Source organism: Micromonospora sp. CCTCC AA 2012012 (assembly GCF_040499845.1).
GTDB classification, from domain to species: Bacteria; Actinomycetota; Actinomycetes; order Mycobacteriales; family Micromonosporaceae; genus Micromonospora; species Micromonospora mangrovi.
Genome location: NZ_CP159342.1, coordinates 6112335 through 6125071, shown reverse-complemented (window position 1 = coordinate 6125071; position 12737 = coordinate 6112335). Strand labels below are relative to the sequence as shown.

Annotated in this window: 13 protein-coding genes; 4 read left to right on the top strand and 9 right to left on the bottom strand. The window is 74.0% G+C overall.

Annotated elements, in window-relative coordinates; translation table 11 throughout:
* Positions 1-133: 133 nt before the first annotated feature.
* Positions 134-430 carry a hypothetical protein gene (locus ABUL08_RS27800; RefSeq protein ID WP_350932978.1) on the top strand — a complete coding sequence of 99 codons (297 nt, stop codon included), beginning with the start codon at positions 134-136 and terminating at the stop codon, positions 428-430.
* Here the strand turns inward: ABUL08_RS27800 and ABUL08_RS27795 are convergent.
* Entirely contained in the window at positions 411-638 is a 228-nt protein-coding gene (locus ABUL08_RS27795) for a hypothetical protein (RefSeq protein ID WP_350932976.1), read from the bottom strand. The two genes, ABUL08_RS27800 and ABUL08_RS27795, sit on opposite strands and share 20 nt — an antisense overlap.
* A gap of 31 nt (positions 639-669) precedes the next feature.
* Here ABUL08_RS27795 and ABUL08_RS27790 point away from each other — a divergent pair, with 31 nt between their 5' ends.
* On the top strand, positions 670-2358 hold the full coding sequence (locus ABUL08_RS27790; protein ID WP_350932975.1) for an alpha/beta hydrolase: 1689 nt from the start codon (positions 670-672) through the stop codon (positions 2356-2358).
* Positions 2359-2428: 70 nt separating this feature from the next.
* Here the strand turns inward: ABUL08_RS27790 and glmS are convergent, their stop codons facing one another.
* Positions 2429-4342, bottom strand: a complete 1914-nt coding sequence (gene glmS / locus ABUL08_RS27785) for a glutamine--fructose-6-phosphate transaminase (isomerizing) (RefSeq protein WP_350932974.1) — start codon at positions 4340-4342, stop codon at positions 2429-2431.
* 170 nt (positions 4343-4512) lie between these two features.
* Between glmS and ABUL08_RS27780 the strand changes: the two genes are divergently transcribed.
* Positions 4513-5718 (top strand): pyridoxal phosphate-dependent aminotransferase, encoded by a 1206-nt coding sequence (locus ABUL08_RS27780; RefSeq protein ID WP_377521872.1) that lies wholly within the window; start codon positions 4513-4515, stop codon positions 5716-5718.
* Positions 5715-6824 carry a threonine aldolase family protein gene (locus ABUL08_RS27775; protein ID WP_350932971.1) on the top strand — a complete coding sequence of 370 codons (1110 nt, stop codon included), beginning with the start codon at positions 5715-5717 and terminating at the stop codon, positions 6822-6824. Before ABUL08_RS27780 ends, ABUL08_RS27775 begins: the two co-directional genes overlap by 4 nt.
* A gap of 495 nt (positions 6825-7319) precedes the next feature.
* Here the strand turns inward: ABUL08_RS27775 and glmM are convergent, their stop codons facing one another.
* The 7 genes from glmM to ABUL08_RS27740 all read right to left on the bottom strand — a co-directional run bounded on the left by glmM (position 7320) and on the right by ABUL08_RS27740 (position 12729).
* Entirely contained in the window at positions 7320-8675 is a 1356-nt protein-coding gene (gene glmM, locus ABUL08_RS27770) for a phosphoglucosamine mutase (protein ID WP_350932970.1), read from the bottom strand.
* Positions 8676-8793: 118 nt separating this feature from the next.
* Positions 8794-9258, bottom strand: a complete 465-nt coding sequence (rpsI, locus tag ABUL08_RS27765) for a 30S ribosomal protein S9 (RefSeq protein ID WP_088998399.1) — start codon at positions 9256-9258, stop codon at positions 8794-8796.
* Positions 9259-9278: 20 nt separating this feature from the next.
* Positions 9279-9722: a 50S ribosomal protein L13 gene (gene rplM, locus ABUL08_RS27760; RefSeq protein ID WP_242794454.1), complete on the bottom strand. Its 444-nt coding sequence runs from the start codon at positions 9720-9722 to the stop codon at positions 9279-9281.
* Between the two features lie 210 nt (positions 9723-9932).
* Positions 9933-11306, bottom strand: a complete 1374-nt coding sequence (locus ABUL08_RS27755; RefSeq protein ID WP_350932968.1) for an MFS transporter — start codon at positions 11304-11306, stop codon at positions 9933-9935.
* 122 nt (positions 11307-11428) lie between these two features.
* A complete protein-coding gene (locus ABUL08_RS27750) occupies positions 11429-11734 on the bottom strand; it encodes a type II toxin-antitoxin system PemK/MazF family toxin (protein ID WP_350932967.1) in 306 nt (101 codons plus the stop codon).
* Positions 11712-11969 carry a DUF6364 family protein gene (locus ABUL08_RS27745; RefSeq protein ID WP_350932966.1) on the bottom strand — a complete coding sequence of 86 codons (258 nt, stop codon included), beginning with the start codon at positions 11967-11969 and terminating at the stop codon, positions 11712-11714. The genes ABUL08_RS27750 and ABUL08_RS27745 overlap by 23 nt, the downstream gene beginning before the upstream one ends.
* Positions 11970-12033: 64 nt before the next feature.
* Complete coding sequence (locus tag ABUL08_RS27740) at positions 12034-12729, bottom strand: class I SAM-dependent methyltransferase (protein ID WP_350932965.1); 696 nt, start codon at positions 12727-12729, stop codon at positions 12034-12036.
* Positions 12730-12737: the final 8 nt, after the last annotated feature.

Below are 12737 nucleotides of genomic sequence, written 5' to 3'. Positions count from 1 at the left end.
CAACGCCTGTGGACAACCCGGGGGTACGACCACCGGCGCTCGTCCACAGGGTCGGCCCGGACGGTGCCGGGGTGCCTACCGTCGTCCCCGTCGACCGCCCGGCTCGCGCCGGGGATCCCGGGGAGGAGCACCGATGAGCGAGGAGCCGTTCACCGTCCGGCCGGAGCTGCTGCACGAGGTGGCCCGGGCACTCGACGACGACGCGTACCGGCTGGCGTACGGGCTGGCCGGGGTGACCGGGCTGGTGGTGCCGCCGGACGGCTGGCGGGCCGGCGCGGCGCTGGCCGAGCTGGAGTCGGCGGTGCACCGCTGGTGCGGCACGCTCGGCGCCCGGGTCGCGGACACCGGGGCGGCCCTGCGCACCGCCGCCGACGGCTACACCGACGTCGACACCCGCGCCGCCGGCCGGCTCACCGGGCTGCCCCGGTGACCGGCCCCGGCCGGCCCGGGCGCGCGTCGACCCACCCCGCCGGGCATCCGGGTCGCCCGCTGGGCCGGACCCCCTCACCGGGGCGCACCTCGACCGGCTTCCCCTCGCCCGCACCCGCCTCGTCCACGACCGCCTCACCCCGGGCCACCTCACCCCGGGCCACCTCACCCCGGGCCAGCTCACCCCGGGCCACCTCAGCCCGGATCACCTCACCCCGGCCCGCCGCGTCGGCCAGGGCCGTGCCGCCCGCGCCCGCCCCGCGCGAGTCCGCCTCGGTGGGGGCGGTCCCACCCCGGCCCGCCTCGCCCGGGGCCGCGTCGCCCTCGACCGGCGATGTCGGTTACGCCCAGCTCTGGGCCGCCGACCCGGCCCGCTGGGCCGCCGCGGGGGCGGCCTGGTGCGGGCTCACGGGTCCGCTGCGCAGTCGGGCCGACGACCTCGGCACCCGGGCGACCACGCTGCGTCCCGGCTGGTCCGGCGGGGCCGCCGTCGCGGCGCGGGAGCGCCTCGCCGGGCTGCGTGCCGACCTGACCGACGTGCTCCCCGCGCTGGTCGAGGCGGACCAGGTGCTCGCCGAGTTCGCGGCCCGGCTGGGCGCGGCCAAGGCCCGGCTCGCCGCCGCCGTCACGCTCGCCGACGCGGGCGGGCTGCTGGTCGACCGGACCGGGGCGGTCCACCCCGACCCGGCCCGTCCCCGTCCCACCGGGCGGGCCGGCCCCGCGGTGGTCCAGGTGGCGGCGGCCGTCCGCGAGGCGCTGGCCCTCGCCGGCGCCGCCGACCGGGAGGCAGCCGGTCGGCTGGCCGCCCTGTCGACGGCGGCCGTGACCGGGTGGGTGAGTGTGCCGCCCGCCTGGCGACCGCCGGCCGGTGCCGGAGCGGCGGAGGTGGGCCGCTGGTGGGCCGGGCTCACCTCGGCCGAGCGGCGCTGGCTGGTGCGGCACGAGCCGGCCCGGGTGGGGCGCCTCGACGGGGTGCCGGTGGCCGCGCGGGACCAGGCCAACCGGCTGCTGCTGGCCGACCGGCGGAACGCGTTGGTGGCGCTGCGCAGCCGACTGCTGCGGCCGCTGCCACCGGGGCCGCTGGAGCTGGCCCGGCGGGTCCGGCTCGCCGGGGTGGAGGGGGCGCTGCGCGGGCTGGACGGGTTGACCGAGCGGTTGACCGGGGCGCAGCGACCCCGGGCTTACCTGGTCGGGCTGGAGCCGGCCGGGGACGGGCGGGCGATCGTGGCGCTGGGCAATCCCGACCGGGCCGGCGCGGTGCTGACGTACGTGCCGGGGATGGGCAGCAGCCTGGCCGACGCCCCCGGCGAGCTGGGCCGGGCGGCCCGGGTGCGGGACCGCTGCGCGGCGCTCGCCCCGACCGAGGAGACGGCGGCGGTGCTCTGGCTCGACTACGACGCGCCGGACTTCCTGCACGAGGCGGTACGCGACGCGCAGGCCCGGGACGCCGGCCCGGCGCTGCACCGGTTCCAGGAGGGGCTGCGCGCCTCCCACGACGGGCCGCCGGCCCGGCAGACCGTGCTCGGCCACAGCTACGGGTCGCTGGTGGTGGGCGCCGCCGCCCGGGGCCACGGGCTGAGCGCCGACGCGCTGGTCTTCGTGGGGTCGCCGGGGGTGGGCGTGGCGCACGCCGGAGAGCTGGGCGTGCCGGCGGGACAGGTCTGGGCGAGCAGGGCACCGGACGACGTGATCCGGTTGACCCGGCCGCCGGACGAGCTGGCCCGCCGGGCGCTGCTGGCCGGCACCCCGCTCGGTCCGGCGGCGGCGCTCCTGGACCGCGCCGGTCACGAGCTGTGGTTCGGGCCGGACCCGAGCGACCCGTCCTTCGGCGGCCGGCGCTTCCCCAGCGGCCGGTACGGCCACACCGGCTACTGGGACCCGGCCAACCCCGCCCTCGACGGCATGGCCCGGATCGTGCTGGGCCGATGACGGGCGTACGGCGGAGCCCCCTGGCCGCGGGCGGCGCAGGGGGCTCCGGGTGCCGGGTGGGGCGGGTCGGCTACTCGACGGTGACCGACTTGGCGAGGTTCCGCGGCTGGTCCACGTCGTGGCCCCGGGCCGCGGCGATCTCGGCCGCGAGCACCTGGAGCGGGACCGTGGTCACCAGCGGGGCGAGCAGCGTCGGCGTGCGCGGCACATAGATCAGGTGGTCGGCGTAGCGGACGACCGCCTCGTCGCCCTCCTCAGCGATCACGATGGTCCGGGCGCCCCGGGCGCGGACCTCCTGGATGTTGGAGACGACCTTGTCGTGCAGCATGCCCCGACCGACCGGGGACGGCACCACGCAGATCACCGGCGTGCCCTTGTCGATCAGCGCGATCGGGCCGTGCTTCAGCTCACCGGCGGCGAAGCCCTCGGCGTGCATGTACGCCAGCTCCTTGAGCTTCAGCGCGCCCTCCAGGGCCACCGGGTAGCCCACGTGCCGACCGATGAAGAGCACCGTCGGCTCCGACTTCAGGTCGCGGGCCAGCTCGCGGACCGGCTCGATGCGGTCCAGCAGCTCACGCAGCTTGCCCGGCATCTCCTGGAGCTGCGAGACGACCGCGCCGACCTCGTCGGCGAACTTGATGCCGCGCACCTGGGCCAGGTGCAGGCCGATCAGATAGCAGGCGACGAGCTGGGTGAGGAACGCCTTGGTGGAGGCGACGGCGATCTCGGGGCCACCGTGGGTGTAGAGCACGGCGTCGGACTCGCGCGGGATGGTCGAGCCGTTGGTGTTGCAGATCGCCAGCACCCGGGCCTTCTGCTCCTTGGCGTGGCGCAGCGCCATCAGGGTGTCCATGGTCTCGCCGGACTGCGAGATCACCACGATCAGCGTGGACCGGTCGAGGACCGGGTCGCGGTAGCGGAACTCGCTGGCCAGCTCCACCTCGCAGGGGATCCGGGTCCAGTGCTCGATCGCGTACTTGGCGACGAGACCCGAGTGGTACGCGGTGCCGCAGGCGACGATGAAGATCTTGTCGACGTCGCGCAGGTCCTGGTCGCTGAGGCGGACCTCGTCGAGGGCGATCTCGCCGGTCTCGGTGAGCCGGCCGAGCAGCGTGTCGGCGATGGCCTGCGGCTGCTCCTCGATCTCCTTGAGCATGAACCAGTCGTAGCCGCCCTTCTCGGCGGCGGAGGAGTCCCAGTCGATGTGGAAGTCCTTGCCGGTGGCGGGCTGGCCGGCGAAGTCGGTGATCTCGATGCTCTCGCCGGTGATCAGGACGATCTGGTCCTGGCCCAGCTCGACCGCTTCACGGGTGTGCTCGATGAACGCGGCCACGTCGCTGGCCAGGTAGTTCTCGCCGTCGCCCCGGCCGACGACCAGGGGCGAGTTGCGCCGGGCGCCGACCACCGCGCCGGGGATCGCGGCGTCGACGGCGAGCAGCGTGAAGGCGCCCTCCAGGCGCTGGCAGACCAGCCGCATGGCCGAGGCGAGCAGCTGGGGGCTGTCCACCTCACCGGCCGCGCGCAGGTCGGCCAGCGCGGCGGAGAGCAGGTGGGCGGCGCACTCGGTGTCGGTGTCGCTGGTGAACTGGACGCCGTCGGCCTCCAGCTCGGTGCGGAGCTTCGCGAAGTTCTCGATGATGCCGTTGTGGATCACGGCGACGCGGCCGTCCGGGCCGAGGTGCGGGTGGGCGTTGCGGTCGGTGGGCCCGCCGTGGGTGGCCCAGCGGGTGTGCCCGATGCCGGTGGTGCCGTCGCCGATGCCGATCGGGCTGGCGGCGCAGTCGTCCGGGTTGCTGGCGGCGCGCTCGGAGAGCACCTTCTCCAGGTTGGCCAGCTTGCCGGCCTTCTTCTCGGTCAGCAGCTGGTCGTCGCAGACGATGGCGACGCCGGCCGAGTCGTAGCCGCGGTATTCCAGCCGCCGCAGTCCGTCGAGCACGATGCCGAGCGCCGGACGCGCGCCGGCGTAACCCACGATTCCACACATGGTTCGCAGCTTAACCCAGCTTCGCTCATCGCGTTTGCTCGGAACTCGGGTAAACGATCACTGAATTTGAGCGATCCGGAGCGGACGGTGAGCGGAGGGTGAGGATCGGACGAAACCGCCCTCCGGGGCCGGTTGCCGGCGGGGTTGAAGTGTCCGGCTCTGGCCGTAGGCTGACGCGCGTGACGACGACCGCGAACACCGACCCGCTGGTGGCCCGGATGCGGCCGTTCGGGACGACCATCTTCGCCGAGATGTCGGCGCTCGCCCTGCGGACCGGGGCGGTGAACCTGGGGCAGGGCTTCCCCGACACGGACGGTCCGCCGGAGATGCTGGCCGCCGCGGCCGAGGCGCTGCGCGCCGGCCAGAATCAATATCCACCGGGCCCGGGCATCCCGGCCCTGCGCGCGGCGGTCGCCGAGCACCAGCGCCGGTTCTGGGGCCTGGAGTACGACCCCGACGGCGAGATCGTGGTCACCGCCGGTGCCACCGAGGCGATCGCGGCCACCATCCTCGCCCTCTGCGAGCCGGGCGACGAGGTGGTCTGCTTCGAGCCGTACTACGACTCGTACGCCGCGTCGATCGCGCTGGCCGGCGCGGTCCGCCGCCCGGTGACGCTGCGCCCCGGCGACGACGGCCGGTATTCCTTCGACCCGGCGGAGCTGCGCGCGGCGTTCGGCCCGCGGACCCGCCTGGTGCTGTTGAACTCGCCGCACAACCCGACCGGGAAGGTCTTCACCCCCGCCGAGCTGGCCCTGGTCGCCGAACTCTGCCAGGAGCACGACGCGTACGCGGCCACCGACGAGGTGTACGAGCACCTGGTCTTCCCGGACGCCGCCGCGCCGCACGTGCCACTGGCCACGCTGCCCGGGATGCGGGAGCGGACACTGCGGATCTCGTCGGCCGGCAAGACCTTCTCCTGCACGGGCTGGAAGGTCGGCTGGGTGAGCGGCCCCGCCGCGCTGGTCTCGGCGGTGCTGCGGGTCAAGCAGTTCCTCACCTTCGTCAACGCGGCGCCGCTGCAACCCGCCGTCGCGGTCGCGCTGGCCCTGCCCGACAGCTACTTCACGGGCTTCGCCGACGGCATGCGGCGTCGGCGGGACATGCTGGTCGACGGGCTGCGCGACGCCGGCTTCGGGGTGTACGCGCCGGAGGGGACGTACTTCGTGACGGCCGACGTCACCCCGCTGGGCGGGCGGGACGGCGTGGAGTTCTGCCGGTCGCTGCCCGAGCGGTGCGGGGTGGTGGGGGTGCCGACCCAGGTCTTCTACGACGACGCCGAGGCAGGGCGGCGACTCGTCCGGTTCGCCTTCTGCAAGCGCCCCGAGGTGCTGACCGAGGCGGTCGGTCGGCTGCGCCGCCTCGGGGAGTCCCGATGACCGACGGGTACGCCGACCGCGTCCGACGCGTCACGGCGCTGCGCGCGTGCGACACGGTGCTGTCCGGGTCCCGGCCGGCGTCGGTGGCCGAGCAGCTCGACGCGATGCGGGCGACCGCCGGGGCGGAGCTGCTCCCCGACTTCTACGGCGAGGGCGGGGCGGTGGAGCTGGTGGAGCGCCGGGTCGCCGAGCTGCTCGGGACCGAGGCGGTCGCCTTCTTCCCCACCGGCACGCTCGCCCAGCAGGTCGCCATGCGGTACGGCGCCGAGGTCACCGGCCGGGACGCGGTCGGGCTGCACCCGCTCAGCCACCCGCTGGTGCACGAGCGCGACGCGTACGCGGTGCTCGGCGGCCTGCGGGCGGTGCTCACCACCGGCGCACCGCGCAATCCGACCGCCGAGGAGGTCGCGGCGCTCGACGAGCCGGTCGGCACCCTGCTGCTGGAGCTGCCGTTACGCGACGCGGGTTTCGTCCTGCCGACGTGGGACGAGCTGACCGCGGTGGTCACCGCGGCCCGGGAGCGCGGCTTCCGGGTGCACCTGGACGGTGCCCGGCTCTGGGAGTCCACCGTGCACCTGGGGCACTCGGCGGCCGAGGTCGCCGCCCTGGCCGACAGCGTCTATGTCTCGTTCTACAAGTCGCTGGGCGGCCACTCGGGTGCCGCCCTGGCCGGCTCCGCCGAGCTGGTCCGGTACGCCCGCGCCTGGCGGCACCGCTACGGCGGGATGCTGTTCCAGCAGTGGCCGGCGGCGCTGGCCGCGTTGGCCGGCCTGGATCGGGAGCTGCCCCGGCTGCCCGACTACGTGGCACACGCGAAGCGGGTGGCGGAGGCGCTGACCGGGCTGCCCGGCGCCCAGGTGCATCCGGCGCCGCCGCAGACCCACCAGTTCCGGCTCTGGCTGCCGCACCCCGCGGCGGCCCTCAACGACGCCAACCTCGCCCTCGCCGAACAGGAGCGGGCGTGGTTCGTCGGCGGTTGGCGGGAGACCGAGGTGCCCGGCGTCTCGATGGCGGAGGTGACCGTGGCCGCGCCCGCCCTGGAACTGGACGCCGACGGGATCACCGACCTGGCCGACCGCTTCCTCCGCCGCCTCCCGCCCACCTGACCCCGCCGCCCGCCGCTCGCACACCCGGACCAATCCCAAACGCCCGGACCGGCACCAAACGCCCGGACCGGCACCAAACGCCCGGACCGGCACCACACGGCCGAACCAGTCCCACACGTCGGACCAGTCCCAGACGTTCGGACCGGTGCGCACGCCTCGGACAGCACGATCCCCCTGAGCGCGGCGCTGAATGCGCAGATCCACGCCGGCACCGCGACCCGAGCACCGCGCATTCGGGAACCAAGTGGCGCCGCCACGGTCCAGTCCGACGACGCTACGAACTTGATTACATATGTGAATCACCGGAGTGATCACGCCTCATGAAGAGCGACCCGCGCCCGGCGGGCAGCCGCCCCGGTCTGATTCATCTTTGCCATCAAGTTCGTAGCGTCCGAATCTGACCCCGCCGACGCCCGGAGCCGGCAGAGCAGGGCCAGCCCCCACCAGAGCAGGGCCAGCCCCACCAGAGCAGGGCCGGCCCGACAGAGGACGGCGTCAGGCGGCGGGGCTGGCGGTGCGGACGTGGGCGGCGATGCGCTCGGCGACCTCGCGCGCGGTCGCCTCGGTGGCCGCCTCGACCATCACCCGGACCAGCGGCTCGGTGCCCGACGGGCGCAGCAGCACCCGGCCGGTCTCGCCGAGTTCGGCCTCGGCCCGTTCCACCTCGGCCCGGACCTCCGGCGCGGCAGCGCCCACCTTCCGGTCACCGACCGGCACGTTGATCAGGACCTGCGGCAGCTTGGTGACGACCGAGCCCAGCTCCGCCAGGGACTTGCCGGTGGCGGCCATCCGGGCCATCAGGTGCAGCCCGGTCAGGACCCCGTCGCCGGTGGTGGCGTGCGCGGGCATGACGATGTGGCCGCTCTGCTCGCCGCCGAGGGCGAGCCCGGAGGCGCGCAGCTCCTCCAGCACGTACCGGTCGCCGACCTTGGTCTCGAGCAGCCGGATGCCCTCGGCGGACATCGCCAGCCGCAGGCCGAGGTTGCTCATCACGGTGGCGACCAGGGTGTCCTGGGTCAGCTCGCCGGCCTCCCGCATCGCGAGCGCGAGGATCGCCATCACCTGGTCGCCGTCCACCTCGTCGCCGTCGGCGGTGACCGCCACGCAGCGGTCGGCGTCGCCGTCGTGGGCGAGGCCCAGGTGGGCGCCGTGCTCCACCACGGCGGCGCGCAGCGCGTCGATGTGGTTGGAGCCGCACTCGTCGTTGATGTTGAGGCCGTCCGGCTCGGCGTAGATCGCGATCACCTCGGCGCCCGCCTCCCGGTACGCCACCGGGGCGACCTCGGCTGCGGCGCCGTTCGCGCAGTCGACCACGACCTTGATCCCGTCGAGCCGGTGCGGGACCGTGCCGATCAGGTGCTGGACGTAGTGGTCGGCACCGTCGAGCAGGTCGTGCACCCGGCCGACGCCGGCACCGACCGGCCGGTCCCAGGCGGTGGTGGCGTTCGCCTCGACGGCCGCCTCGATCTTCATCTCCAGCTCGTCGGGGAGCTTGTGCCCACCGGCGGCGAAGAGCTTGATGCCGTTGTCCGGCATGGGGTTGTGCGAGGCCGAGAGCATCACGCCCAGGTCGGCCTTGGCCTCGGCGGTGAGGAACGCCACCGCGGGGGTGGGCAGCACGCCGACCCGGACCACGTTCGCGCCGGCGCTGGTGAGGCCGGCCACCACGGCCGCCTCCAGCATCTCGCCGCTGGCCCGGGTGTCCCGGCCCACGACGGCGAGCGGGGGATGACTCCGGTCCGTCTCGGCGAGGGTGTGCGCGGCGGCCACCGCCACCGCGAGCGCCAACTCCGGGGTGAGATCCGCGTTCGCCCGCCCGCGTACGCCGTCCGTGCCGAACAACCGGCCCATACCCGCCAACCTCCGATGGAAGTGCCGTAGAGAGGAGAAAGCGGAACGGCCGGCCACCTCCCCGAGTGGAGGGGAGGCGGACCGGCCGTCCGTCAGAAGTACAACGCGCTGGTGGTGATCAGCGCTTCGAGTACTGAGGAGCCTTACGGGCCTTCTTGAGGCCGTACTTCTTGCTCTCCTTGACCCGGGCGTCACGGGTCAGGAAGCCGGCCTTCTTGAGGGCCGGGCGGTCGTCGGGCTCGTTGACGATCAGCGCCCGCGCGATGGCCAGCCGCAGCGCACCGGCCTGGCCGGTGGTGCCGCCGCCCCGCAGGTTCGCGATGACGTCGAAGGCCTCGGGCTTCTCGGCGGTGACCAGCGGGTCCTTGATGAGCTGCTGGTGCACCTTGCTCGGGAAGTAGGCCTCGAGGTCGCGGCCGTTGCAGGTGATCTTACCGCTGCCGGGGACGATACGCACCCGGACGATGGCCTCCTTGCGCCGACCCACGGTCTGGATCGGGCGGTCACCACGCGGCGCGCGGGCGACGGGCGCCGGCGCCTCGGTGGCCTCGGGGGCGACCTCGGTCTCGGTGATGTCGGTCATGCTGTTTCCTTCGCCCGCGCTCACTGCGCGATCTGCTTGATCTCGAACGGCACCGGCTGCTGCGCGCCGTGCGGGTGCTCGGCACCGGCGTAGACCTTCAGCTTCTTGATCAGCTGACGGCCGAGCTTGTTGTGCGGGAGCATCCCCTTCACGGCCAGCTCGATGGCCCGCTCGGGACGCTTGGTCAGCAGCTCGTCGTAGCCGACCTGCTTCAGACCGCCCGGGTAGCCGGAGTGGCGGTAGGCGATCTTGGTGTGGCGCTTGTTGCCGGTCAGCGCGACCTTGCCCGCGTTCACGATGACGACGAAGTCGCCCGTGTCGACGTGCGGCGCGAAAGTCGGCTTGTGCTTACCACGCAGGAGCGTGGCGGCGTGGGTCGCGAGGCGGCCCAGCACGACGTCAGAGGCGTCGATGACGTGCCACTGACGCTCGATCTCACCCGGCTTCGGGCTGTACGTACGCACAGGTCTACCTTGTCTCGTCGTCGGTCTGGGGTCGCGCGCCGAGGTGACCAGGGCTTCCCCGGCCGGGCCAGCGCGCACGAACGACCAAGCGTACCTGATGCGGCACGCCTCTGAATGTCGTACAACAGCAGGCAACGATACCCGGCGTCGTGTCGACAGGTCAAAACGGGGGGTCGGCCCGCGTGGCCTGCGGGTTCATCATGGCAGAGGTCACACGCCGGCCAGTCGGCGGGACCCCGGCCGCAGGTGGACCAGCCAGGTCACCAGGCAGCAGAGGGCGTACCAGGCGATGAAGGCGAGGTAGGCCGCGTCGGCGGTGCCGGCGGTCAGGAACGACTGCCGGAACGCCACGTTCACCAGCACCCCGCCGGCGGCGCCGACCGCGCCCGCGATGCCGATCAGCGCCCCGGAGAGCCGCCGGGCCCGCCGGTCGGCCGCCTCCCGGTCGCCGGTCAGCTCCGCCTCGGCGGCGGCCCGGGCCCGGAAGATCGCCGGGATCATCTTGTACGTCGACCCGTTGCCGATCCCGGAGAGGACGAAGAGCGCCAGGAACCCGGCCAGGTAGAGCGGGAGGGACCGGTCCCGGGCGGCGTACAGCACCAGCCCCGCGCCGCCGGCCATGGCGACGAAGTTCCAGAAGGTCACCCGGGCCCCGCCGAGCCGGTCGGCGAGCTGCCCACCGAGCGGCCGGACCAGCGAGCCGATCAGCGGCCCGAGGAAGGTCAGCCAGGCGGCGTCGACCGGGGTGGGGAACCGGTCGTGGAACTGGAGCTGGAGCACCTGGCCGAAGGCGAAGCCGAAGCCGATGAAGGAGCCGAAGGTGCCGATGTAGAGCACCGACATCACCCAGGTGTGCGGTTCCCGGGCGGCCTCGCGCAGCGCGCCGGGCTCGTTGCGCGCCCCGGGGACGGTGTCCAGCCAGCGCGCCGCGGCCAGCGCCGCCAGCACGATCAGCGGCAGATAGACCGCCGGCACCAACCGGGGGTACGCGGCCCCCGCCGTCGCCAGCACCGCCAGCGCGACCAGTTGCACCGCCGGTACGCCGAGGTTGCCGCCGCCCGCGTTGAGCCCCAGCGCCCGGCCCTTGAGCCGGTCCGGGAAGAAGAGGTTGATGTTCGCCATCGAGGAGGCGAAGTTGCCGCCGCCGACCCCGGTCAGGCAGGCCAGCACCATCAGCGTGGAGTACGACACCCCGGGCTCGATCAGCAGCGCCATCGGCACCGCCGGGACCAGCAGCAGCAGCGCGCTCACGATGGTCCAGTTCCGCCCGCCGAACCGGGCCACCGCCAGGGTGTACGGCAGCCGCAGCAGCCCGCCCAGCGCGGCCGGTACGGCGGTGAGCAGGAACTTCCCGGCCGGATCGATGCCGTACGCGGGGCCGAGGAAGAGCACCATCACCGACCAGAGGCTCCACACCGAGAAGCCGACGTGCTCCGCGAAGATCGAGACGTACAGGTTGCGGCGGGCGATCGGCGCTCCGGTCGTACGCCAGAATTCCGGGTCCTCGGGACGCCAGTCGGTGATCGGCGCCCGGCGGCCGGCGGCGGCCGGGGCCAGGGTGGCGCTGGGGGCGAGCGTGCTCACGGCGACTCCTCCTCGTCGATGACGAGGGGGACGCTAGGAACGGGCGGTTTCCCGGGCGTGCCCGTGACGGGTCGTTCCGGAAACGGGAATCGCACGTCCGCCCGGCGGCGGTGGTGAGCCGGTCAGAGTTCCTGGAGGATCCGCAGCGCCCGGCCGACCCGCTGCATGGTCTCGGTGTCGGCCACGTCGACGCACTCGGTGAACCACTTCTTCATCGGCGAGGAGAGCCGGTCGGGCATCACCACCCAGCGGTCCATCGGCACCGCGAGCGGGGAGTCGCGCAGCAGCGACTCGTCGACCACCTCGGCCACGATCACGATCGGCACGTCGGTGGAGTTGTAGACGTCGGAGCTGATCACCAGGCCGAGCCGTTCCCGGGCGCCCTCGATGCGCCAGACCTCTCCCCTACGCAGCACGCGGGCGCCCACCGAAGAGCACGTCGTCGACCATGCCGACCTCCTGGGCGTCGGCGAGCGCGGCCGACTCCAGGTCGATCCCGGCGCGCTCGACGGCGGCGGCGTGGGCGGTGAAGACCTCGCGCAGCGCCTTCTCCCGGGCGGCCTGGTCCATCCACGCGGAGAGGGAGAGGCCCTCGCGCTTGGCGAACCGGCGCGCCTCCTCGATCGTCTCGTCGGAGAACGAGAGTGTCACCTTGGCGGTCATGCCGGTGAGACTACCCACCGGTATGACCGCCAGTCATCCCCGCTCGCACCGGTCGTCGAACCGGTCAAACCGCCGTCCCGCCGAAGACGGCGAAGCGCCACTCCTTGAAGAAGCAGTCGACGTCGGTCAGCCCGGCCTCGGTGAGCCAGTGGCACTGGTCGGCGACGGTCGACGGCCGGTCGTACCGCATCCGCTCCCGGGAGGCGGCGATCTCCTCGGCGTCCGAGCCCAGCTCGGTGATCCGGGCCGTCCAGACCTCGTCGTAGCGGCGGTCCAGCGCCGGTGTCGGCCCGGCCACCTGCTCGGCGTTGACGAAGACCCCGCCGGGCACCAGCGCCCCGGCGGCCCGCCGGTAGAGCGCCCGCTTGCCGTCGTCGTCGAGGTGGTGGATCGCCAGCGCGGAGACGACGGCGTCGTACCGCCCGGCGGGGAGCGGGTCGGTCAGGTCGGCCAGCACGGTGCGGTGCGGCACGCCCCGCTCGGCCAGGTGGCCGGCGGCGACCGCGAGCATGCCGGGCGCGCCGTCGACCAGGGTCAGCCGCACCCCGGGGACGGCCGCGGCGAGCAGCAGCGAGAGCAGTCCGGTGCCCGCGCCCAGGTCCAGCACCTCCGGGGTACGCCCGGCGGCCAGCGCCGCCCGCAGTGGTGGGGCGGCCACCTCGACCGCCGTGCCGTAGAAGGCGTCGAAGCAGGGCACCAGCCGGCGGCGGGCCTGGTCGTAGCTGCCCGCCACCGCGTCGAACGCGTCCGCCACACTCATCATGTCTC

Bases quoted from the DNA above. Each gene is read 5' to 3' on its own strand.
- ABUL08_RS27800 (WP_350932978.1), top strand. From the start codon at position 134: ATGAGCGAGGAGCCGTTCACCGTCCGGCCGGAGCTGCTGCACGAGGTG.
- glmS (WP_350932974.1), bottom strand. From the start codon at position 4,342: ATGTGTGGAATCGTGGGTTACGCCGGCGCGCGTCCGGCGCTCGGCATC.
- ABUL08_RS27775 (WP_350932971.1), top strand. From the start codon at position 5,715: ATGACCGACGGGTACGCCGACCGCGTCCGACGCGTCACGGCGCTGCGC.
- glmM (WP_350932970.1), bottom strand. From the start codon at position 8,675: ATGGGCCGGTTGTTCGGCACGGACGGCGTACGCGGGCGGGCGAACGCG.
- rpsI (WP_088998399.1), bottom strand. From the start codon at position 9,258: ATGACCGACATCACCGAGACCGAGGTCGCCCCCGAGGCCACCGAGGCG.
- ABUL08_RS27745 (WP_350932966.1), bottom strand. From the start codon at position 11,969: ATGACCGCCAAGGTGACACTCTCGTTCTCCGACGAGACGATCGAGGAG.
- ABUL08_RS27740 (WP_350932965.1), bottom strand. From the start codon at position 12,729: ATGAGTGTGGCGGACGCGTTCGACGCGGTGGCGGGCAGCTACGACCAG.